General features: G+C 71.8%; 22 protein-coding genes. 10 read left to right on the plus strand and 12 right to left on the minus strand.

Annotated features, from left to right (window positions below):
• Position 1: 1 nt before the first annotated feature.
• The 5 genes from OG393_RS25935 to OG393_RS25955 form a co-directional block, all read right to left on the minus strand.
• Positions 2-1786 (minus strand): glycoside hydrolase family 15 protein, encoded by a 1785-nt coding sequence (locus tag OG393_RS25935; protein WP_327377112.1) that lies wholly within the window; start codon positions 1784-1786, stop codon positions 2-4.
• Between the two features lie 217 nt (positions 1787-2003).
• Positions 2004-2804, minus strand: a complete 801-nt coding sequence (locus OG393_RS25940; protein ID WP_327377113.1) for an SURF1 family cytochrome oxidase biogenesis protein — start codon at positions 2802-2804, stop codon at positions 2004-2006.
• 70 nt (positions 2805-2874) lie between these two features.
• A complete protein-coding gene (locus OG393_RS25945) occupies positions 2875-3108 on the minus strand; it encodes a hypothetical protein (RefSeq protein WP_327377114.1) in 234 nt (77 codons plus the stop codon).
• A 54-nt stretch (positions 3109-3162) separates the two neighbouring features.
• Complete coding sequence (locus tag OG393_RS25950) at positions 3163-4137, minus strand: DEDDh family exonuclease (protein ID WP_327377115.1); 975 nt, start codon at positions 4135-4137, stop codon at positions 3163-3165.
• Positions 4138-4254: 117 nt separating this feature from the next.
• Positions 4255-4902 carry a TetR/AcrR family transcriptional regulator gene (locus OG393_RS25955; RefSeq protein WP_327377116.1) on the minus strand — a complete coding sequence of 216 codons (648 nt, stop codon included), beginning with the start codon at positions 4900-4902 and terminating at the stop codon, positions 4255-4257.
• 97 nt (positions 4903-4999) lie between these two features.
• On the opposite strand from OG393_RS25955, the gene OG393_RS25960 reads away from it, so the two are divergent.
• From OG393_RS25960 to OG393_RS25985, 6 genes are all read left to right on the plus strand, one after another.
• A complete protein-coding gene (locus OG393_RS25960) occupies positions 5000-5797 on the plus strand; it encodes an acetoacetate decarboxylase family protein (RefSeq protein WP_327377117.1) in 798 nt (265 codons plus the stop codon).
• On the plus strand, positions 5797-6681 hold the full coding sequence (locus OG393_RS25965) for an SDR family NAD(P)-dependent oxidoreductase (RefSeq protein WP_327377118.1): 885 nt from the start codon (positions 5797-5799) through the stop codon (positions 6679-6681). Before OG393_RS25960 ends, OG393_RS25965 begins: the two co-directional genes overlap by 1 nt.
• A gap of 11 nt (positions 6682-6692) precedes the next feature.
• Positions 6693-7976, plus strand: coding sequence for an amidohydrolase family protein (locus OG393_RS25970; protein WP_327377119.1), 1284 nt, complete (start codon positions 6693-6695; stop codon positions 7974-7976).
• Positions 7973-9205 carry an amidohydrolase family protein gene (locus OG393_RS25975; protein ID WP_327377120.1) on the plus strand — a complete coding sequence of 411 codons (1233 nt, stop codon included), beginning with the start codon at positions 7973-7975 and terminating at the stop codon, positions 9203-9205. Before OG393_RS25970 ends, OG393_RS25975 begins: the two co-directional genes overlap by 4 nt.
• A 25-nt stretch (positions 9206-9230) precedes the next feature.
• Complete coding sequence (locus OG393_RS25980) at positions 9231-9959, plus strand: VIT1/CCC1 transporter family protein (RefSeq protein ID WP_327377121.1); 729 nt, start codon at positions 9231-9233, stop codon at positions 9957-9959.
• A gap of 160 nt (positions 9960-10119) precedes the next feature.
• The gene (locus OG393_RS25985) at positions 10120-11163 is read left to right on the plus strand and encodes a zinc-dependent alcohol dehydrogenase family protein (protein ID WP_327377122.1); all 1044 of its coding nucleotides are present in this window, start codon (positions 10120-10122) and stop codon (positions 11161-11163) included.
• 37 nt (positions 11164-11200) lie between these two features.
• On the opposite strand, the gene OG393_RS25990 is transcribed toward OG393_RS25985, so the two are convergent.
• The gene (locus tag OG393_RS25990; protein WP_327377123.1) at positions 11201-12592 is read right to left on the minus strand and encodes a CoA transferase; all 1392 of its coding nucleotides are present in this window, start codon (positions 12590-12592) and stop codon (positions 11201-11203) included.
• 98 nt (positions 12593-12690) lie between these two features.
• On the minus strand, positions 12691-14229 hold the full coding sequence (locus OG393_RS25995; protein ID WP_327377124.1) for a S8 family peptidase: 1539 nt from the start codon (positions 14227-14229) through the stop codon (positions 12691-12693).
• A 269-nt stretch (positions 14230-14498) separates the two neighbouring features.
• On the opposite strand from OG393_RS25995, the gene OG393_RS26000 reads away from it, so the two are divergent.
• From OG393_RS26000 to moaA, 3 genes are all read left to right on the plus strand, one after another.
• On the plus strand, positions 14499-14873 hold the full coding sequence (locus OG393_RS26000) for a DUF485 domain-containing protein (protein WP_327377125.1): 375 nt from the start codon (positions 14499-14501) through the stop codon (positions 14871-14873).
• Entirely contained in the window at positions 14870-16504 is a 1635-nt protein-coding gene (locus OG393_RS26005; protein ID WP_327377126.1) for a solute symporter family protein, read from the plus strand. The genes OG393_RS26000 and OG393_RS26005 overlap by 4 nt, the downstream gene beginning before the upstream one ends.
• Positions 16505-16657: 153 nt before the next feature.
• The gene (gene moaA / locus OG393_RS26010) at positions 16658-17647 is read left to right on the plus strand and encodes a GTP 3',8-cyclase MoaA (protein WP_327377127.1); all 990 of its coding nucleotides are present in this window, start codon (positions 16658-16660) and stop codon (positions 17645-17647) included.
• Here the strand turns inward: moaA and OG393_RS26015 are convergent.
• Positions 17630-17860, minus strand: coding sequence for a hypothetical protein (locus OG393_RS26015; protein WP_327377128.1), 231 nt, complete (start codon positions 17858-17860; stop codon positions 17630-17632). The two genes, moaA and OG393_RS26015, sit on opposite strands and share 18 nt — an antisense overlap.
• A gap of 213 nt (positions 17861-18073) precedes the next feature.
• Positions 18074-18466, minus strand: a complete 393-nt coding sequence (locus tag OG393_RS26020) for a DUF3099 domain-containing protein (RefSeq protein ID WP_327377129.1) — start codon at positions 18464-18466, stop codon at positions 18074-18076.
• A gap of 181 nt (positions 18467-18647) precedes the next feature.
• Here OG393_RS26020 and OG393_RS26025 point away from each other — a divergent pair, with 181 nt between their 5' ends.
• Positions 18648-18923 carry a GlsB/YeaQ/YmgE family stress response membrane protein gene (locus tag OG393_RS26025; protein WP_327378552.1) on the plus strand — a complete coding sequence of 92 codons (276 nt, stop codon included), beginning with the start codon at positions 18648-18650 and terminating at the stop codon, positions 18921-18923.
• 92 nt (positions 18924-19015) lie between these two features.
• On the opposite strand, the gene tyrS is transcribed toward OG393_RS26025, so the two are convergent.
• The 3 genes from tyrS to OG393_RS26040 form a co-directional block, all read right to left on the minus strand.
• Positions 19016-20287 (minus strand): tyrosine--tRNA ligase, encoded by a 1272-nt coding sequence (tyrS, locus tag OG393_RS26030; protein ID WP_327377130.1) that lies wholly within the window; start codon positions 20285-20287, stop codon positions 19016-19018.
• Positions 20288-20359: 72 nt separating this feature from the next.
• Positions 20360-21595, minus strand: coding sequence for an IS701 family transposase (locus tag OG393_RS26035; protein ID WP_327378430.1), 1236 nt, complete (start codon positions 21593-21595; stop codon positions 20360-20362).
• A gap of 88 nt (positions 21596-21683) precedes the next feature.
• On the minus strand, positions 21684-21977 hold the full coding sequence (locus tag OG393_RS26040) for a hypothetical protein (protein ID WP_327376133.1): 294 nt from the start codon (positions 21975-21977) through the stop codon (positions 21684-21686).
• Between the last annotated feature and the right edge of the window lie 408 nt (positions 21978-22385).

Raw genomic sequence — 22385 nt, forward strand, 5'->3', positions numbered from 1 at the left:
CCTATCCTGCCGTCTCCTCCCACGGCAGGGCGAGGGCGGTGTTCACCAGCCCGATGTGGCTGAATGCCTGGGGGAAGTTGCCCAGCTGCCGCCGCGCCACCGGGTCGTACTCCTCCGCCAGCAGCCCCACGTCGTTGCGGAGGGACAGCAGTCGCTCGAACAGTTCCCGGGCCTCCTTCACGTGCCCGGTCAGCCGCAGGGCGTCCGCCAGCCAGAACGAGCAGACCAGGAAGGTGCCTTCCTGCCCGGGGAGCCCGTCGACCGAGGCGCCCTCGGTGCTGTACCGGCGGAGGAAGCCCTCGTGCAGCAGTTCCGCGCGCACCGCCTCGACGGTTCCCGCCACCCGGGGGTCCTCCGGCGGCAGGAAGCCGACCTGCGGGATCATGAGGGTCGCCGCGTCCAGTTCCCGTGAACCGTACGACTGGGTGAAGGTGTTGCGCTCCGGGTCGTAGCCCTTCTGACAGACCTCGGCGTGGATCTCCTCCCGCATCGCCCGCCAGCGCGCCGGGTCGCCGTGCAGCGAGGGGTCTGCCTCCAGCATCCGCACCGCCCGGTCGGCCGCCACCCACGCCATCACCTTGGAGTGGACGAAGTGGCGCCTGGGCCCGCGCACCTCCCAGAGCCCCTCGTCCGGCTGCCGCCAGGTCGACTCCAGGAAGCCGAGCAGGCTCAGCTGGAGGTTCCAGGCGTGACGTTCGGCCGGGATGCCCGCCTCCCTGGCCCGGTACAGCGAGTCCATGACCTCGCCGTACACGTCGAGCTGGAACTGGTCCACGGCCGCGTTGCCGGTCCGTACCGGCGCCGAGTCCGCGTGGCCGCGCAGCCACGGCAGGGTCGTCTCGGGCAGCCGACGTTCCCCGGCCGGCCCGTACATGATCTGGAGGTCGGCCGGATCGCCCGCCACGGCGCGCAGCAGCCAGTCGCGCCAGGCCGCCGCCTCCTGGACGTAGCCGGCCTCCAGCAGCGCCCCGAGCGTCAGGGTCGAGTCGCGCAGCCAGCAGGAGCGGTAGTCCCAGTTGCGGACACCGCCGAGTTCCTCGGGCAGCGAGGTGGTGGGGGCGGCGACGATGCCGCCCGTCGGGCTGTAGGTGAGCGCCTTCAGGGTGATGAGGGAGCGCAGCACGGCCGGCCGGTAGGGGCCCTCGTAGGTGCACCGCGCGGACCAGTCCCGCCAGTCCATCAGGCACTGTTCGAGGGCCGAGTACGGGTCGATCAGCTCCGGACGCGGCTCGTGCGAGGGGTGCCAGGTGAGGACGAAGGCCACCTTCCGGCCCGCCTCCACCGTGAACGAGGAGCAGGTGGAGAACTGCTGGCCCCAGGTCTTCACCTCCGGCTCGCTGCGGAGCCAGACCGAGTCGGGCCCGGCGACCGCCACCCGGTGGCCGTCGGCGCGCCGGACCCAGGGCACGATCGAGCCGTAGTCGAAGCGAAGCCGCAGCACGGAGCTCATCTCCACGCTGCCGCTGACGCCCTCCACGATGCGCATGACGTCGGGTGCCGTGTCCCGCTGCGGCATGAAGTCGACGACCTTGACGGTGCCGGTGCGGGTCTGCCAGTACGTCTCCAGGACCAGGGAGTCACCCGCGTAGCCTCGCCGGGTGCACTGGGTGGCGCCCTTGGGCGCGATCCGCCAGTGGCCGTTGTCCTCGTCGCCCAGGATCGAGGCGAAGCAGGCCGCCGAGTCGAAGCGCGGCAGGCACAGCCAGTCGATGGATCCGTCGCGTCCGACGAGCGCGGCGGTCTGCAGATCGCCGATGAGGGCGTAGTCGTCGATGCGTTGCGTCACGCTCTGGCGTGTTCCCGCAAGAGGCGAAGGTCAATCAGCGGGGCGCCGGTGGGTGTGCCGGACGACGGGGTACGCGGGGCGGGGCGGGCACCCGGAGGGAGCCGCGCCGTGCGGGACGGGAGCGGTGACGCGGCGGGAGCCGTCCGCCCCGCGTGCCTGTCGGGTGATCTCCGAGCGGGCGGTCGTGCGCGTCGGTCGAAGGCCATCCCACAGGCTCTCAGCCGACGGCCGCGGCCGGTTCGGGGCTCTCCGCGACCCCTTCGGCGCGGGCCGCGGCCTGCCGGTCACGCTTCTCGCGACGCACCAGGATCACCCAGCCCACCGGGACGCCGGCGGTGAAGAGCCACCACTGGACGGCGTACGCCATGTGCGCGCCGATCGAGTCGTGGTCGGGCTCGGGGATCGGCTCGGGCGTGCCGCCGGCGGGCTCGGGGCCGGTCTGTTCCAGATAGCCGCCGAGCACCTCGCGGCCGAGCAGTTCCTCCTGCTGCCCGCTGTTGATCAGCATCACCTGGCGGTCCGGCAGGCCGCGCAGGTCCTTGATCCCGCTGGCGTCGGTGGTCTCGTCCGCCTTCAGCCGGCCGGTGACCGTGACCTCGCCCCGGGGGGCGGGCGGGACGTCGGGGTATGCCTTCTGGTCGGCCGCCGCCGGGACCCAGCCGCGGTTGACCAGGACGGTCCGGCCGTCCTCGAGTACCAGCGGGGTGAGGACGTGCACGCCGATCCGGTCGTCGGCCGAGGTCCTGCGGCGGACGACGACCTCGTGCGCGGTGTCGAAGGTGCCGGTGGCGGTGACCCGCCGCCAGTAGTCGGCCCGCGGGACGGTGTGCCCGACGCCGGTCAGCGTCTCCATGGGGACCGGTTCCGCCCGCAGGTTGTCCGCGATCAGGGCGTTCTGGGCGACCCGGCGCTCGTGCCGGTGGAACTGCCAGAAGCCCAGCTCGATCATCGTCGGCATGAGGACGAGGGCGACGAGGGTGAGGATCACCCACTGCCGGGACAACAGGAAGCGGTACACCCCATGACGGTACAACCGCGGTCACGGGGTGCGCGCAGGGGGGCTCCGGTCGCTCGGGACGGCCGGGCCCTCAGACCTTGTCGACGATGCCCACCTTCCCCTCCGACCGGGCGCAGTGGGCGCCGCAGTACCAGGTGCCCTCGACCTCGACGCCCTGGCCGATGATCTGGACCCGGCAGTGGTCACAGATGGGCGCCATGCGGTGGATGGCGCAGGAGAAGCAGTCGAAGACGTGCACCGCGCCCTGCGCGTGCACCTCGAACGACATGCCGTAATCGTTTCCGCAGACCTCACAACGTGCCATGCGCCACAGGGTGGGGCCCCGGGCGGCGGAAGAGTGGGACGCACGCCCGGCGCGTCACCCGTCTGCCGGGTCCACGTCCCGCAGCAACTGGGTGAAGGCCGCCTCGTCGACGATCGGCGTGCCGAAGGACTTCGCCTTCACCGTCTTGGAGGTGGCCGCGTCCGGATCGTTCGTCACCAGCAGGCTCGTCAGCCGGGAGACGCCGCTCGCCACATGGAGCCCGGCCTCGGTCGCGCGGTCCTCCAGGAGCTCGCGGTCGATGGAGGTGTCGCCGGAGAACGCCACCCGCATACCCTGTTTGAGCGGTTTGTCGGATGTGTAACGTCCGGGGTTCGGATACGGGCACGGTGGGCGCTTCCGTGAGGGGCGCCAGCCGTTCGCGTGGTACGACGCCTGGTGACCGACCCTCGGCGCGGCCGGCGCGGACACCCACTCCGTCAGCGGCCGGCACTCCAGCAGCGGCAGCCGCACGCCGCGCTCCGCCGCCGCGCGCAGACTCGGCCGGAACGCCTCGGCCAGCACCCGGGCGTCGTCCAGCGCGTTGTGCGCGCGCCGCTGTACGACGCCGAAGTGCGCGGCCAGCGACTCCAGCTTGTGGTTGGGCAGCGGGAGCGACAGCTCCTTGGCGAGCGCGATGGTGCACAGCCGCTGGCGCACCGGCGCGGTCCGCTCGGCACGCGCGTACTCCCGGGCGATCATCGACCAGTCGAAGAGCGCGTTGTGCGCCACCAGCACCCTGCCGTCGAGACGGGCGGAGAACTCGGCGGCGATCTCCGGGAAGAGCGGCGCGCCCTCCAGGACGTCGCTGGTCAGGCCATGGATCCAGACCGGACCGGGGTCCCGTTCCGGATTGACGAGCGTGTACCAGTGGTCCTCCACCTCGCCCTGGGCGTCCAGCCGGTAGACGGCAGCCGACACTATCCGGTCGTCACGGGCGAGGCCGGTGGTCTCCACGTCGACGACCGCGTACCCCTGGGGGTAGGCGGTCGGCCACGGCGCTGCTGTCGTACGGTCGTCGAGCATGGTCACTGAGAATACGGGCAGCCGCCGACACCGCGTCCCCCGGTTCCGGAACCGGGCCCCCGGTTCCGGCCATCCCATGGGCACGTGAGGGCTGAGAGCCGGCCGCCCGGAGGGGACGACGGGTCAGCCGACCGGGCCCCGCGGCGGCCCCGGAACCGCCAACAGTCCCTCCACCAGGGCCCGCACGGACACGGCGAAGAGGTGTCCGGTGTCCACCGGGCGGGCCAGCGCGCGGGCCAGGGCCGGGTCGGGCGACGTGTCGCCCTCGGCGTTCCAGAGAACCTCCTCGCCCGGCGACTGGACCGGGGCCCGTTCCCGGTTCCGCTCCACCAGGACGTAGCCGACGACCTGGAACTGCACGGCGCGGACCACCCGCGCGGCCCGCGTGCCCCGCAGCCCCGCCGCGTGCACCTCGCGGGCCAGGGCGCGCTGGGCGGGCAGGAACATCCGTTCCGTCAGGCCCCGCTCGTGGACCATTGCCACCAGGTGTGGGCGTTCGCGCAGATCGCGGCGGAGAGCGTCGGCCACGGAGACGATCCGGTCGACGGGGGTGCGGCCGTGGGCGGTGACCGCGGCCAGCTCCGCCACGGTCCGTTCGACGAGCGCGTCCAGGAGGGACTCGCGGTTTCCCACGTGCCAGTAGATCGAGGTGACCGCGGTGCCCAGCTCGGCCGCCAGTCCGCGCATCGTGAGCGCGTCCGGACCGAGCTCCCTCACCAGCGCCGCGGCGGCGCGCAGGACCTCCTCGCGGGTCAGCGCGGAGCGAGCCATGGTCTCCTCAAGTCTCTTGTTCGCACGGGTATTTACCCTTCATCGCGCGGGGTGTAACTGTGTTACACGCTGACGGTTCCCCGAAGGGCGGTACCTCATGGCACGCGTACGGTACGGCGCGCGCACGGACGCCGAGATCGCGGCGGCCCGCGCGAGGCGATCCTCGCTTCCCGACCTCTGGTCCACCGGCGTGGTCGCCGTCTGGGAGACCGACCCCGAGGTGGTCGCGGCCGTCCTGCCGCCTCCGCTGAAACCCGTCGGGGATCCCCTCGTCCGGGCCACCCTCTCCCGGGTGGACCTGTCGGGTCACCCCCTCGGCGCCGGCTCGGTCGCCGTCGCCGCCGCCCACGGCGACCGGGAGGGCTGGTATCCCCTGGTCATGCCGATGACCCACGAGCGCGCCCTGGTCGGCGGACGCGAGGTCTTCGGCGAGCCCAAGAAGCTCGGCGAGGTCACCGTCGAGCGGGAGGGCACGGCCGTCCGGGCCGCGCTCGCCCGCCACGGTGTCGCCTTCGTCGAGGTACGCGGCGCGGTGTCCGGCCCGCTGCCCCTGCCCGAGCCCGCGGAGAAGACCGACTTCTACTACAAGTTCCTTCCCGCGGTGGACGGTTCCGGCTTCGAGGACGATCCCGTCCTCGTCCACTGCGTCCGCCGCGAGAAGGTCCGCCGGCTGGAGCGTGTCATCGGCGACGTCGTCCTGCGCGAGTCCCCGTACGACCCGGTCGCCGACCTCGCCGTCCGCCGGATCGTCGGGATCACCCTCGGCGAGAAGACCACCGGCCAGTGGGGCCGGGTGGCCGAGCGGGTGAGCGCCGCGAGCCTCGCGCCGTACGCCCACCAGCGCTACGACGACCCGGGGCAGAGCCTCGACGGCCCGCCCGAAGGGAGCGCGTGATGGACCTGCGCGCGGGACAGGTCGCCGTCGTCACCGGGGCGGCCGGCGGCATCGGACTCGCGATGGCCCGCCGATTCGCCGCCGAGGGACTGGCCGTCGTCCTCGGCGACGTGGAGGAGCCCGCGCTCGGCCGGGCCGCCGCGGAGTTGTCGGGGGACGGCGCCCGAGTCCTCGCCCACCCGGTCGACGTCACCGACTCGGCGTCCGTGACGGCCCTCGCGGACGCCGCCTATGACACCTTCGGCGCGGTACACGTGCTGTGCAACAACGCGGGTGTCGCCTCGGGCGCCGAGGGCCCGATGTGGGAGCACGAGCCCAACGACTGGGCATGGGCCTTCGCCGTCAACGTGTGGGGCGTCTTCCACGGCGTCCAGGCATTCGTCCCGCGCATGATCGCGAGCGGCGGCCCCGGGCACGTCGTCAACACCTCCTCCGGGGACGGCGGGATCGCCCCGCTGCCCACCGCCTCCGTCTACGCCGTCACCAAGTCGGCCGTGGTCACCCTGACCGAGTCGCTGTACGCGCAGCTGAGGGCCCGGCGCGCGCCCGTGGGCGCTTCCGTGCTCTTCCCCGGCCCGCACATGCTGCGCACCGGCTTGTGGGAGTCGCACCGCAACCGGCCCGAGCGGTACGCCAAGCAGCGCCCGCGCCGGACCCCGTACCGCAGCCTCGACCAGTGGGAGGCGGCCATGAGGGCGGCCGGGCACGAGGTCGCCTTCACCCCCGTCGAGGAGGTGGCCGGGCACGTCGTCGACGGCATCCGTGCCGACCGCTTCTGGATGCTGCCGGCCGGCGAGCACAGCGACCGTCAGATCAGGGCGCGCTCCCAGTCCATGCTCGACCGCGCCGACCCGACCTATCTGGAGAGCTTCATCCTCGACTGAGGGGCTTCGCCATGAGCGATGACGATCCGTATCTGATCATCTCCTCCGACTGCCACGCCGGGCTGCCGACCGAGCGGTACCGGCCTTACCTCGACTCCCGGTTCCACCGGGACTTCGACGAGTTCCTCGCCGGCCGGGACGCCCGCCGCGAGGCCATGACACGGCTCGGCGTGCGCAACGAGACCTTCGCGGAGAAGTGGTTCAGCGACAACGAGGAAGGACTGCGCGGCGGCTGGGACGCCGCCCGGCGGCTCAAGGAACTCGACGGCGACGGCGTCGCGGCCGAGGTCGTCTTCCCCGACGCGGACGCCGTCGACAGCCGGACCGCCGCCCCCTTCGGCGTCGGCCTCGGCCTCTCCGGCGACCAGGACCCGCGGCTCGGCATGGCAGGCGCGCGGGCCCACAACCGCTGGCTGGCCGAGTTCGTGGGGAGCCACCCCGAACGCCATCGCGGGGTGGCTCTCCTGCCGGTGACAGCCGACACGGACGAGGTCGTCGCCGAGATCCGCCGCGCCAGGGAGTCGGGCCTCGGCGCCCTCATGATCCCCTCGATGTGGGTGGACAAGGAGCCCTACCACGACCGGCGCTACGACCCGGTGTGGGCCGCGGCGGCCGAGGCCGGCATGCCCCTGGTCACCCACTCCGGCGCGGCCCCCCGGGAGGAGTACGGCGACCACCTCGGCATCTACGTCAGCGAGGTGACCTGGTGGCCCGCCAGACCGCTCTGGTTCCTGCTCTGGTCGGGGGTCTTCGAACGCCACCCAGGGCTGCGGTTCGGCGTCGCCGAGTCCGGATGCTGGTGGCTGCCCAACCTGCTGTGGTTCATGGACCGCCTCTACCTCGGGGCCCACGGCGGCAAGAAGCTGTCACCGTTCCCGGGACTCCGGCGGCCCCCGAGCGAGTACCTGGACCGGCAGGTCTTCGTCTGCGCCACCAACACCAAGCGGCGGGAGCTGGCCCAGCGGTACGAGATCGGCGTCGACAACATCCTGTGGGGCTCCGACTTCCCGCACCCCGAGGGGACCTGGCCGGCCACCCGCGCATGGCTCCGGCGGACCTTCCACGACATTCCGGTGACCGAGACCCGGCGGATGCTGGGACTGTCCGCCGCCGAGGTCTTCGGCTTCGACACCGCCGCACTGGCGCCGGTCGCCCGCCGGATCGGCCCCACCCCCGCCGAACTCGGCCAGCCGGCCGACCAGACGGCGGTGGAGGCGTCCTGGGCCCGCTCCCGCGAGGTCGGCCGCCACTGGCTGACGGACCACGACTTCCCCGCGCTGGGAGTGACACCGTGAACGGCGACGACCGGTACACCGTCATCTCGGCCGACTGTCACGCCGGCGCCGACCTGCTCGACTACCGGCCCTACCTGGAGAAGCGCCACCACGACGACTTCGACGCCTGGGCGGCCGGCTACGTCAACCCGTACGAGGACCTGCTCGCCGACACCGCCGACCGCAACTGGAACTCCGCGCGCCGGCTGCGCGAACTGGAAGCGGACGGCATCGTCGCCGAGGTCGTCTTCCCCAACACCGTCCCACCGTTCTTCCCCTCCGCCTCGCTGATGGCCCCGGCGCCCACCCGGCAGGAGTACGAACGGCGCTGGGCGGGCCTGCGGGCCCACAACCGCTGGCTCGCCGACTTCTGCGCCCGGGCGCCGGGCCGCAGGGCGGGGGTGGCACAGATCCTCCTCAACGACGTCGACGAGGCGGTGCGGGAGATCCGCCGCACCAGGGAGGCGGGGCTCACCGGCGGCATCCTGCTGCCCGGCACCCCGCCCGGCAGCGGGCTCCCGGAGCTCCACTCACGGACGTACGACCCGATCTGGGCGGTCTGCGCGGAGCTGGAGGTCCCGGTCAACCACCACGGCGGCTCCGCCTCACCACCGCTCGGCGACGAACCGGCGGCGCGCGCGGTGTTCATGGTCGAGACGACCTGGTTCTCGCACCGGGCGCTGTGGCACCTGGTGTTCGGCGGGGCCTTCCGCCGCCATCCGGGACTTCGGCTGGTCCTCACCGAACAGGGCTCCGGCTGGATCCCCGGCGTCCTGGAGATGCTGGACTACTACCACGCCCGCCTCGTCCCGGCCGGCTCCCGGACCGCCACCGCGGAGTCCCGGTTCGGCACGGGCCTCGCCCGGTCCGCGGACAGGCGGCCCAGTGAGGTGTGGCGCGAGAACTGCTTCGTCGGTGCCAGTTTCATGCGCCCGCACGAGGTTCCGCTGCGCGACCGGATCGGCCTCGACAAGATCATGTGGGGCAGCGACTACCCGCACGACGAGGGCACCACGCCGTACTCCCGCGAGGCACTCCGCATCGCCTACGCGGGGCTGCCGCCGGCGGAGGTCGCGGCGATGGCGGGCGGCAACGCGGCCCGCGTGTACGGCTTCGACCCGGCGCTGCTGGAGCCGCTGGCCGCGCTGCACGGGCCGACGGTCGCCGAGATCGCCCGGCCCCTGACGGAGATCCCGCGCGACGCCACCAGCCCCGCCTTCGCGTCGGGCGGGTCGGTCCGCGTGTGGTGAGCGCCCGCGGGGAATACTCCGCGTCGTGACCGACGAGACCGGGACCGCAGCGACCGAGCACGACGAAGCCCACGGGGGCGGCCTCGGTACCCGCCTCAACTGGCTCCGAGCCGCCGTCCTCGGGGCCAACGACGGTGTCGTCTCCACCGCGGGCCTCGTCGTCGGCGTCGCCGGCGCGACGGCCTCCCGCTCCGCGCTGCTGACCGCGGGCCTGGCCGGACTGCTCGCCGGGTCGATGTCGATGGCGGCGGGCGAGTACGTGTCGGTCTCCACCCAGCGAGACTCGGAGAAGGCGGCCCTGGCCCAGGAGAGACGCGAACTGCGCGAGCGGCCCGAGGAGGAGCTGGCCGAGCTGACCGAGCTGCTGTCCGCCCGCGGCCTCTCACCGGCCGTCGCCCGCGAGGCCGCCGAGCAGCTCACCGACCGCGACGCCCTGCGGGCCCATGCCCGCGTGGAACTGGGCATCGACCCCGACGCGCTCACCAACCCCTGGCACGCGGCAGGCGCGAGCTTTCTCGCCTTCACGGTCGGCGCCCTGCTGCCGCTGCTGGCGATGGTCCTGCCCCCCGCCCCGGCCCGGCTCTGGATCACGGTCGTGTCGGTCCTCGCGGCCCTGGCCCTCGCCGGCTGGGGGAGCGCCCGCCTGGGAGCCGCCCCGCCGGGCCGGGCGGTGCTCCGGAACACCGGGGGAGGGGCGCTGGCGATGGCGGTGACCTACGCGGCCGGGTCACTGCTGGGCGCGGCCGGAGTCTGACGCCCCGGCCGGCGGCGACGGTGTGGGCGGCGACCGGCCGCCAGGACCGGGCCCCCGGGGGACGGCAGCGTGCCGGTGCCCTCCCCGGCGACGGCGGATGCGCCACGACCGGAGTACGGTGAACGTCGTACGAACGTCTGCACAGCCGAGGACCGCCCCCATGCGCGCCACCACCATCCACGCCCCCTTCGACATGCGCGTGGAGGACGTGCCCGACCCGGTGATCAAGGAGTCCACGGACGTCGTCCTGCGGGTGCTGCGCGCCTGCATCTGCGGCAGCGACCTGTGGGCCTACCGGGGCGAGTCCGCCCGGCGGCCCGGCCAGCGCATCGGCCACGAGTTCCTCGGCATCGTCGAGGAGACCGGTGCCGACGTCACCGGCTTCGCCCCCGGTGATCTGGCCGTGGCCCCCTTCGTCTGGTCCGACGGGACCTGCGCCTTCTGCGACGAGGGCCTCCAGACCTCCTGCCCACGGGGCGGGTTCTGGGGCTCGGTGGGCTCCGACGGCGGCCAGGGCGAAGCGGTCCGTGTCCCCTTCGCCGACGGCACCCTCGTCCGGCTTCCCGCCGAGGCGGCCTCCGACGACCACCTGCTGACCGGTCTCCTCGCCCTCTCGGACGTCCTCGGCACCGGCCACCACGCGGCCCTCGGCGCCGGTGTCAAGCCGGGCGCCACCGTCGCGGTCGTCGGCGACGGGGCCGTGGGCCTGTGCGGCGTGCTCGCCGCCCGGCGGCTCGGCGCGGAACGGATCATCGCGCTCGGCCGGCACACCACCCGCACCGACATCGCCCGCACCTTCGGCGCCACCGACGTCGTAGCCGAGCGCGGCGAGGCCGCAGAGGCGGCCGTCCGCGAGCTCACCGGCGGCCACGGCGCCCACGCCGTCATCGAGGCGGTCGGCACGGAGCAGTCGATGCGCACCGCCGTCGCCATCGCCCGGGACGGGGGCTCCGTCGGCTACGTCGGCGTCCCGCACGGCAGCGGCACCGGCCTGGACCTCTCGGTGATGTTCGGCCGGAACATCTCGCTGCGCGGCGGGGTCGCCCCGGTCCGCGCGTACATCCCGGAGCTGCTCCCCGACGTGCTCGACGGCACGATCGACCCGGGCCCCGTGTTCGACCTGGCCGTCGGCCTCGACGGCGTCCCGGCCGGATACCGGGCCATGGACGAGCGCACGGCCCTGAAGGTCCTCGTCACGCCGTAGGCGTACCTCGGGCGCGGTCCGGGGCGGGCCGGTGTCCTCAGGCCCCGAGCCACTCGGGCGCGTCGGCCCCCGCCGGGCCCGGGGGACGCGACCAGTCCGCCGGCCCTCCGTCGTACACCACCGGCGACCGCGCGTACCGCAGCCGCCCGGCCGGGCCGTCCCGCTCGGTGAGGTGGGGCTCCGGCTCGTACCGGGGGAGCGCGGCCGACAGCCAGTGGCCCGTCTGCGCCAGCGCGAGCCGGACCAGCCGGGTGCCACCGTCCCGGTCCTGCTCGGTGAGGGAGCGCAGCACGGCCGCCGCCAGCAGATAGCCCGAGCCGTGGTCCAGTGCCTGCGCCGGCAGGGCACCCGGCTGCTCCGTCGAGCCCTCCGTCACCGCGATCCCGGTCGCCGCCTGCACGAGGCTGTCGAATCCGCGTCGCTCGCCCCAGGGGCCGTAGTCGCCCCACGCCGACAGCCGGGCCACGACGAGACCGGGGCGGTGCAGACCGAAGCGGTCCAGGGCCCCCGGGCGGTAGCCGGTGACCAGGACGTCGGCGGAGTCCAGGAGGTCGTCGAGGGTGCGGCGGTCCGACGGGCGCGTCAGATCCAGCGCCGCCGTCCGCTTCCCGATGTCGCCGTCCGTGTGCTGGTCGGGGAGTTCGGGCCGCTGCGGCGGGTCGATCCGCAGCACGTCCGCGCCCAGCAGCGCCAGCGTCCGGGTGGCCACCGGACCCGCGATGACCCGGGTCAGATCGAGGACGCGCAGCGGACGTCCGTCGGGTGCGGTGAGCCCCGCCGCACCGCCGGTGCCCCGTGCCGGCTTCCCGGTGCCGTGCCGTGTGCCACGCTGCCGGAACCGGGCCGGAACCGCGTCGTCGAGGCGTTGCGCCGTCAGCAACGGGCGCGCCGCCACCTCCCGGCCCTGCGGATGCGCGGCCCACTCCCGCGGGGTGCGCAGGGCGACGGCCAGGCCCCCGGCGGCGTACACCGCCGTCTCGACCTCCGTCGCGGGCCGCTCGGCGATCACCGCCGCCACGGCCTGCGCCGATTCCTCGCGCACTCCGAGCGCGGCCAGCAGCGCGGCCCGGTGGTGGGGATAGTTCGCATGGGTCCGGACCCAGCCGTCCGCCGTTCGCCAGAAACGGGACAGCGGCGCGAAGGAGACGGGCGCCCGCCCGTCGATCCGGAGATGACGCTCACTCACGAACGCGGTGGCGACGGCCCCGTCGTCCACCCGCACGCGGCCCGTACCACCCTCCCGTTCGGCGGCGGCCAGACCCGCGACCGCGACCGTCGACCGGGCCAGGGTCATCACGGGCAGCCGGGCGGGCAGCAGACCGGGCGGACCGCCGTACGACACCCGGCGGAGCAGGGCGGGATCGCCGCCCAGGGCCGACCACAGCGACTGCGTGGCACCGTGCGGGGTGTCGTCCATCCACTCGTTCATGGACGCATGATGGCACTCCGTGCCCCTCCGCGAGGCCGGAGTCCCGTGCCACGCGCACGGGTCCCGGTGCGGCACACCGCACCGGGACCCGCCGGGAACTACCTGCGCACCGCGTCGAGGGCGTCGATCAGCCCCGCGCCGTAGAAGCCGTTCTTCTTCTTGCCGCCCTCGCACACCGCGTCGACGACACCGTCGCCGTTGATGTCGTAGGGGTTGGTGCAGGCGCGGTCGTCGGCCTGCGCGTACAGCAGGGCCTTGAGCGCCGCCGGGCTCGCGTGAGGGTGGGTCGACTTCAGGAGCGCGAGCACACCCGCCGCGTGCGGCGAGGCCATCGACGTGCCGGCCTTGTAGTTGTAGCCGCCGTTGACCGTGGTCGACAGGATACGGCCGTTCACCGCCGGGGCGTCCGGGGTCTGGTACTCGGTGCGGTCGCCGCCCGGGGCGGAGACGTCGATGACGCCGAGACCGTAGTTGGAGTACGAGGCCTTCAGGTCCTTGGCGCCGGTCGCGGAGACCGTCACCACGCCCGGCAGCATCGCCGGGTAGTCGAAGCAGGTCTTCGGGTCGATGACGCGGTCACCCGGGGTGGAGTCGTTCGGGCTGCTGTTGTCCACGATCGAGTCGGCCGCGAGGTCGAACGCCGAGTTCCCGGCCGCCGCGACGTTGACCGTGCCCCGGCGCTCGGCGTAGCGGGTCGCGCGGGTCACCGCCTCGATCAGGGCCTTCTGGTCCGCGTCGTTCTTGCAGGCGAACATCCACGGGTCGGTGTAGTAGCTGTTGTTCGTGATGTCGACGCCGTGCTCGGCGGCCCACACGAAGCCGCAGACGACGGCCTCGGTGAAGAAGTAGCCGTCCGGGGTGGAGACCTTGATGCCGGCGACCTTCACGCCCGGCGCGACGCCGGTGACACCGATGCCGTTCTTGGCGGCGGCGATGGTACCGGCCACGTGCGTGCCGTGGTCGCTCTCCCCGGGGTTGGGGCGCCACGAGCCGGGCGTGGTGTCCGGGACGCCGGACACGCAGTTCGCCGAGGCCCGCGCGTTGAAGTTGGGCGCCAGGTCCGGGTGGGTGTCATCGACACCGGTGTCGATGACACCGACGGTCACCCGGCTGCTGCCGAGCGTCCGCTTGTGTGCCTTGTCCGCCTTGATGGCCGGCAGGTCCCACTGCAGGGGCTCCAGCGCGTCCTGGTCGTCGCCGGCACGGGCCGCCGCGGCGGCGGCCTCGGCGGGGGTCAGCTCCTGGTCGCCCTCGCCGACGGAGTCGTCGGACTGGACGGAGAGCGGGGCGGTACGCGTGGCGCCGGCCGACACCACACCGCGGGCCTTGCGGATCGTCTTCGCGAACTCGGGGTTCTGCGAGTGGACGACTATCACGCCTATTCGGTCATAGGAGATGACCACCGAGCCGCCCGCCGCCGCGATCGCCCGCTTCACCGAGGCGCCCGTCCAGCGGCCACCGGCGATGTTGACGACGTACGACAGCTCCGGGCCGTCGGCCGAGACCGTGGTCGCCGTCGGCGCGTCGCTCAGCTCGGCCGCGGAGGCGCCGGTGGGCAGGAAGCCGAGCGAGGCGGTGAGCGCGAGTCCGGCGGGCAGAGCGAGTACTCGGCCGCGTCGCGATCCCAGATGAGCCATGGGTTCTCCACATCATCCGTATGTACTGACCGCGCGCCGGTTGCGCGCAGTCAGGTGCATGACGAGTGAAGTTATCGCTGATCTTCCCGGCCCTTCAATGAGTTGAGAGGACTTGATGAAGATCCGGCGCAATAAAAACGTCGGCGGTGAACCGCGTCGCGCCGTCCTCCGTGCCGTTGTGCAGGGACGGAGCTCCGTCCGGAGCCCCGTCCCCCAGCCCCTGCGAGGCACCGTCCATGACCACCGCACCCGCGTCCCGAGGAGACTCCGTGGCCACCGAAGCACCGCCGCCGCCCCACGGCGGCACGGACGCCACCCCCGCCCCCGTCCAGCCCACGACCGAAGCGTTCGTCGAGGTGCAGGAAAGTCCGGAATTCGCCGAACTGCGCCGCACCTACCGCTCCTTCGCCTTCCCCCTGACCCTCGGCTTCATCACCTGGTACCTGCTCTACGTCCTGCTGTCCAACTACGCGGGCGGCTTCATGGGGATCCGGCTCTTCGGCAACGTCAACGTCGCCCTCGTGCTCGGTCTGGGCCAGTTCCTCACCACCTTCCTCATCGCCTGGCTCTACTCGCGGCACGCGGCCGGGCGCCTCGACCCGAAGGCCGAGGCCATCAAGTCCCGTATGGAGGCCGACGCGTGAGCAGCACCTTCCAGGCCGTCCGGCTGGCGGCCGAGAACGCCACCAGTGAGCACCGGACGCTGATCATCACCCTCTTCGGACTCTTCGTCGTCGCCACGCTCGTCATCACCGTGTGGGCGGGACGCCAGACCCGGAGCGCCGCCGACTTCTACGCCGGCGGCCGGCAGTTCACCGGCTTCCAGAACGGTCTCGCGATCTCCGGCGACTACATGTCGGCCGCGTCCTTCCTCGGCATCGCGGGCGCCATCGCCCTCTACGGCTACGACGGCTTCCTCTACTCCATCGGCTTCCTGGTCGCCTGGCTGGTCGCCCTGCTCCTCGTCGCCGAACCACTCCGCAACTCCGGCCGGTTCACCATGGGCGACGTCCTCGCCTACCGGATGCGCCAGCGGCCCGTACGCACGGCCGCCGGAACCTCCACCATCGTCGTCTCGATCTTCTACCTGCTGGCCCAGATGGCGGGCGCCGGCGTGCTCGTCTCGCTGCTGCTGGGCATCACCAGCGACGGCGGCAAGGTGGCGATCGTCGCCCTGGTCGGCGTCCTGATGATCGTGTACGTCACCATCGGCGGGATGAAGGGCACCACCTGGGTGCAGATGGTCAAGGCCGTCCTGCTCATCGCGGGCACCCTCCTGATCACCTTCCTCATCCTGCTCAAGTTCGACTTCAACCTCTCCGACCTGCTCGGCGCCGCCGCCACCAACAGCGGCAAGGGCGCGGCGTTCCTGGAGCCCGGCCTCAAGTACGGCGCCACCGGCGTCTCGAAGCTGGACTTCCTCTCGCTCGGCATCGCGCTCGTCCTCGGGACCGCCGGCCTCCCGCACATCCTGATCCGCTTCTACACGGTGCCGACGGCCAAAGCCGCCCGTAAGTCCGTGAACTGGGCCATCGGCATCATCGGCGCCTTCTACCTGATGACGATCGTCCTCGGCTTCGGCGCCGCGGCCCTGCTGAAGAACGGCGACATCATCGCCTCCAACAAGGCCGGCAACACGGCCGCGCCGCTCGCGGCGCTGGAGGTCGGCGGCGGCGCCGGATCGACCGGCGGCGCGATCCTGCTCGCGGTCATCTCGGCCGTCGCCTTCGCCACCATCCTCGCCGTCGTCGCCGGACTGACCCTGGCCTCGTCCTCGTCCTTCGCGCACGACATCTACGCCAACGTCATCCGGCGCGGAGAGGCCACCGAGAAGGAGGAGGTCCGTGCCGCCCGCTGGGCGACGGTCCTCATCGGCGTCGTGTCCATCGCGCTCGGCGCGCTCGCCCGCGACATCAACGTCGCCGGCCTGGTCGCCCTGGCGTTCGCCGTCGCCGCCTCCGCGAACCTGCCGACGATCCTCTACAGCCTGTTCTGGAAGAGGTTCACGACCCAGGGCGCGCTCTGGTCCATCTACGGCGGCCTGATCTCCTCGGTCGTCCTCGTGATCTTCTCGCCGGTCGTCTCCGGGAAGCCCGGCTCGATGGTCAAGGGCGCCGACTTCCACTGGTTCCCGCTGGAGAACCCGGGCCTGATCTCGATCCCGCTGGGCTTCCTGCTCGGCTGGCTCGGCTCGTTGCTGTCCAAGGAGGAGCCGGACAAGGGCAAGTACGCCGAGCTCGAGGTCAAGTCCCTCACCGGTGTCGGAGCGCACTGAGTCGCACACATTCCGCATTCCCGGACGCGGTCCTGTCGTAGAGTTCTACGACAGGACCGCGCCGGTCCTCGTGACAATGGGGCCGTGCCCCGCGCCGGTGCGCTCACGTAGGCTCGGGACCACAGGGTTCAGACGAACGGGGAGGAGGCCGCGATGCTGCTCGACACGTACGGCCGCGTGGCCACCGACCTGCGCGTCTCACTCACCGACCGGTGCAATCTCCGGTGTACGTACTGCATGCCCGAAGAGGGCCTGCAGTGGCTGGCCAAGCCCGATCTGCTCACGGACGACGAGATCGTCCGGCTGGTCCGCATCGCGGTCACCGCACTCGGCGTCACCGAGGTCCGCTTCACCGGGGGCGAGCCTCTGCTCCGACCCGGACTGGTGGGCATCGTCGAGCGCTGCGCGGCGTTGGAGCCCCGCCCCCGGATGTCACTGACGACCAACGGCATCGGACTCAAGCGGACCGCGAGCGCGCTGAAGACCGCCGGCCTGGACCGCGTCAACGTCTCCCTCGACACCCTGCGGCCCGAGGTCTTCAAGACCCTCACCCGGCGCGACCGCCACCACGACGTCCTGGACGGCATGGCCGCCGCCCGCGCGGCGGGCCTCACCCCCGTCAAGGTCAACGCGGTCCTGATGCCCGGACTCAACGAGGACGAGGCCCCCGACCTGCTGGCCTGGGCCGTGGACCACGCCTACGAACTGCGCTTCATCGAGCAGATGCCCTTGGACGCCCAGCACGGCTGGAAGCGCGAGGGCATGATCACCGCCCAGGACATCCTGGAGTCGCTGCGCACCCGCTTCGAGCTCACCCCCGAGGGCGGCGAGGAGCGCGGCTCCGCCCCCGCCGAGCGCTGGGTGGTCGACGGCGGACCGCACACCGTCGGCGTCATCGCCTCCGTCACCCGCCCGTTCTGCCGGGCCTGCGACCGGACCCGGCTCACCGCCGACGGCCAGGTGCGCACCTGCCTGTTCGCCACCGAGGAGACCGACCTGCGCGCCGCGCTGCGCTCCGGGGCACCGGACGAGGAGATCGCCGGGATCTGGAAGACCGCGATGTGGGGCAAGAAGGCCGGTTCGGGTCTGGACGACCCGAGCTTCCTCCAGCCGGAGCGCCCGATGTCAGCGATCGGCGGCTGACTCCCACTCCGCCAGGGGCACGACGTCCTTGAGGAACCCCCGGACGCCCAGGAACTGTGACAGGTGCTCCCGGTGCTCCTCGCACGCGAGCCAGGTCTTGCGGCGCTCGGGCGTGTGCAGCTTCGGGTTGTTCCAGGCCAGGACCCAGACCGCGTCGGCGCGGCAGCCCTTGGCGGAACAGATCGGGGACTCTTCACTCACCGGATTGATCACCGGGACATTGTCCAACAATGGCGATGCCGGGCAGCCACGGGGGGAGCTGCCCGGCATCGGTCCGTCGCTCCGACGGGGGATGCGGAGCGCGTAGGAAGTATGTCACGGGGAATGGGGTGTGGTGCACCGGAACTTCATGATTGATCTGAGCTTTTCCTGAGCTTTTCGACCCCGTTGATGATCACTCTGTCCGTGCGCGGGACCGTGCCGAGGTCATTCCGAGGGGTCCGACCCGGCTTCCGTTCCGGCTTCCGTGCGTGTTTCCGTTCCCGGACCACCACCGTCCTCCGCCGCGTCGTCCCGCTCGTCCCCGCCGCGCAGCATCGGGCGTGCCGGAGGCGGTACGAACGTGGAGGGGAGGGACGGCGCGTTCTCCCGCCCCGCGTTGGCGATGACCACCGCCACGTACGGGAGCAGCAGGCCCAGGGCCAGTGCCACGAACGCCACGTGGCGCTCGACGTTCCACAGGACGGCCGCCGCGATGACGGCCAGCGTCCGCACGGTCATCGAGATCACGTACCGACGCTGCCGGCCGCGCACGTCGTCACTGAGACCCTGCCGGGCTCCCGTGATCCGGAAGACCTCGCTCGTGCTTTGCTTCCGCATCACCCACCACCACCAGGCGTCACTGCCGGACCCTCCCTGGTCCGGACCTCCTTCCACGGTACGCCCGACGCCCGAGCCGGAAGAGACCGGGTCACGTATGGAGCCGTCCGACATGCGCCGTATGGCGGACGGACCGAGACTGGGCCCGCATGCGCAGATCGCGCCGCACGAGGAGGCGACCATGGGTTGGCTGTGGGCAATCATCGTGGGATTCGTGCTCGGCCTGATCGCGAAAGCGATCCTTCCGGGCAAACAACAGATCCCGCTGTGGCTGACGACCGTATTCGGAATTCTCGGCAGTGTGCTCGGAAATGCCGTCGCGACCTGGATCGGGGTCAACGACACCAAGGGCATCGACTGGACACGTCACCTGCTCCAGATCATCGGCGCGGTCGTGGTGGTCGGCGTGGGCGACATGCTGTGGGCCTCACTCAAGGGCGGCAGGCAACGGGCGTGACGCCTGTTCGCGCCGGGGGCCCGGTGCGCGCTCGCCGGCGCGCACCGGGCCCCCGGCGCGAACGGTCCCGGACCATCACCGGGTCCGGGACGTCAGCCCTCGGTGCCGACCTCGATCGCCGCCAGGTTCTTCTTGCCCCGGCGCAGGACCAGCCAGCGCCCGTGCAGCAGGTCGTCCGCGGACACCTCGGCCTCCTCGGCCGTGACCTTCGCGTTGTTCACGTAGGCACCGCCCTCCTTCACCGTGCGCCGCGCGGCGGACCTGCTGGGTGCCAGACCGACCTCGGTGAACAGGTCCACGACCTGACCGAGCTCCGTCACCCGCGTGTGCGGCAGCTCGGAGAGCGCCGCCGCCAGCGTGGCCGCGTCCAGCTCCGCCAGATCGCCCTGCCCGAACAACGCCTTCGAGGCGTCGACGACGGCCGCGCACTGGCCGGCCCCGTGCACCAGCGTCGTCAGCTCCTCGGCCAGCGCCCGCTGGGCGGCCCGCGCCTGCGGGCGCTCGGCGGTCTGCCGCTCCAGCTCCTCCAGCTCCTCGCGGGTCCGGAAGGAGAGGATGCGCATGTACGTCGAGATGTCCCGGTCGTCCACGTTCAGCCAGAACTGGTAGAAGGCGTACGGAGTGGTCATCTCCGGGTCGAGCCAGACGGCCCCGCCCTCGGTCTTGCCGAACTTCGTGCCGTCCGCCTTCACCATCAGCGGGGTCGCCAACGCGTGCACCTCCGCGCCCGGCTCCAGCCGGTGGATCAGGTCGAGGCCGGCCACCAGATTGCCCCACTGGTCGGAGCCGCCCTGCTGGAGGGTGCAGCCGTACCGGCGGTACAGCTCCAGGAAGTCCATGCCCTGGAGCAGCTGGTAGCTGAACTCGGTGTAGCTGATCCCCTGCTCGGACTCCAGCCGCCGGGCCACCGAGTCCTTGGAGAGCATCTTGTTGACCCGGAAGTGCTTGCCGATGTCCCGCAGGAACTCGATCGCCGAGAGCCCGGCGGTCCAGTCCAGGTTGTTCACCATGACCGCGGCGTTCTCCCCCTCGAAGGAGAGGAACGGCTCGATCTGCGTGCGCAGCCGGGCCACCCAGTTCGCGACCGTCTCCGGGTCGTTCAGGGTGCGCTCCGCGGTCGGGCGCGGGTCACCGATCTGCCCGGTCGCCCCGCCGACCAGCGCCAGCGGCCGGTGACCGGCCTGCTGGAGCCGGCGAACCGTGAGCACCTGCACCAGGTGGCCGACGTGGAGGCTGGCCGCGGTCGGGTCGAAACCGCAATAGAACGTGACGGGACCGTCCGCGAGAGCCTTGCGCAAAGCGTCCTCGTCGGTGGACTGGGAGAACAGCCCCCGCCACTTCAGCTCGTCGACGATGTCCGTCACGGTGTCCGGTCTCCTTGATCGATGGTCGTCACGCCGCCCTCAGTCTAGTACTCCAGTTGTAGATCGCGATCTTCATGTCTGGGCGGCTTGTCGCTGATAGTGGCTGGCCTGGGATCGGGCCTGGTGGCGGCGTCGCCAGTGGGACCAGTCGAGCCGGTGAGCCGCGTCGTGGACGGGCCGGACGACGAGCGCGGTGAACAGGTGCTGGATCTCGTTGCAGGTGAGCGGTATCAGCCCGTCCGGCTTCGAGTGGCGGGCATGTTCGTCGGCGCGGACGACGGTGAGGAAGGCGTGGGCGAGCATCGCGAGGGTGACCCAGCGGTGCCAGGACGTCCAGCGTCTGACCTGGTGCTCGTCCAGTCCGGCCAGGCCCTTGCCGGACTGGAAGGTCTCCTCGACCGTCCATCTGCGCCCGGCGACCCGCACCAGAGTGGACAGCGGAACCCGGATTGCCGAGTAGCAGCGGTAGAAGGCAAGTTCACGGGTGCGCCGGTTGCGGCGGACGAGCAGCTGACGGTGGCCCGGCCGGTCGTCGGCGATGTCGGCCAGGGCCCAGTCGTAGAAGCGGTGCCCCTTGGCGCCGGCACCAGCGGAGAGTTTCTGCCAGGCCCGCTTCGGCAGCATCTTGACCAGGGCGTCGGCGCGGAGCTTGCCCGCTCGGGTGGCGATCTGGTGGTCACAGGCCACGGCGAGCACGTAGCCGGTCTCGCGTCTCTCCAGCTCGGTCCGCAGATGCGGGTTGCCTCCGTAGACCTCATCGCCCGCCACCCAGGATGCGGCAACGCCGGCATCCAGGGCGCGGCCGATCATGCGGGCGGCGAGGGCGGGTTTCGTGGTAAAGCCGACGGCGTCGGGTATCCCGGCGGCCCGGCAGCGGGCCGGGTCCTCGGTCCAGGAGCGCGGAACATACAGCTCCCGGTCGATCGCCGCGTGCCCGAGCGGGGTTGAGTAGGCGAGGTAGACGGCGACCTGGCTGTTCTCGATGCGGCCTGCGGTGCCGGTGTACTGGCGCTGCACGCCCACCGTGCCGGTGCCCTTCTTCAGGTCGCCGGTCTCGTCCACGACCAGCACCGCGTCCTCGTGGTGCAGGTACTCAACGACGAAGCCGCGGATGTCATCGCGTACCGCGTCGGCGTCCCACCTGGCCCTCGACAGCAGGTGCTGCAGACCGTACGGGGCCGCGTCCCCAGCATGCTCGGCGAGCGTCCAGCAGTTCTTGCGCGGCAGGCCCGACAACAACCCGAGCACGAACGCCCGTGCCCGGCGCCGGGGTTCCACCCGGACGAACCGTCCCGCAATACGGCCCATCAGGGCCTCGAACGCCTCCTGCCAACGGGCAGGATCTATACTGTGACCCGCGGCCACCGTCTGATCTTCTGTCTTCACACACCGATGATCACCGGTAATTGTCGAAAACGATCAAATTCGTGGGCCAGGTGGCCACGCGCGCGGCGACAAGCTCTGCCTTGTACATCGCAACAGGCCCAGACTCGTTCACGACCATGAGCCCCGCCGGAAGGTACTTACCTCCGCTAACGACGATCACGGGCTTGCTGTCGCGGTACTCGATCGACAGTGTGCCCACGTCTTCGGGCTTGACCTCGTCAGCCGAGATCGGCGCCGGAACCGCTGTTTCAGGTGTGAGCTGAACCGGGGCCGGTCCTTTTGCGTCGGGCGTGGTCTCAGTCATGGCCTCTCCTTGCTTGCCGGCGCAATACCGACCCGGCCAGAGCGTCGCATCACGGAGCGGCACCAGTCCATCACTCTCGAGAAGAGGGCCGGAAGTCAGCTTGGTGGCGCGAATTGACCCCTGTACTCGGAGGTGTACCCCCATGCCCTGTCAAAGTAGGTCAGGCCAGGCATGGTGGATGACTCATGGAGTCGAAGGCGGGTAGGGAGAAGCGCCCACAGTGGCCGGCCCCACCGACCTGATCCCGCAGTCCTGCAACGAAATCCAGCGGTATTCATGACCATCATCGTCCAGTCCGTCCATGACGCGGCCCACCGTTTCGTCTGGTCCCGCTGGCGATGCCGCCACCAGGCCAGATCTCAGGCCAGCCACTATCAATGCTAAGTCGACCGGACATGAAGATCGCGA

This window comes from Streptomyces sp. NBC_01216, assembly GCF_035994945.1.
In the GTDB taxonomy this organism is placed as follows: domain Bacteria; phylum Actinomycetota; class Actinomycetes; order Streptomycetales; family Streptomycetaceae; genus Streptomyces.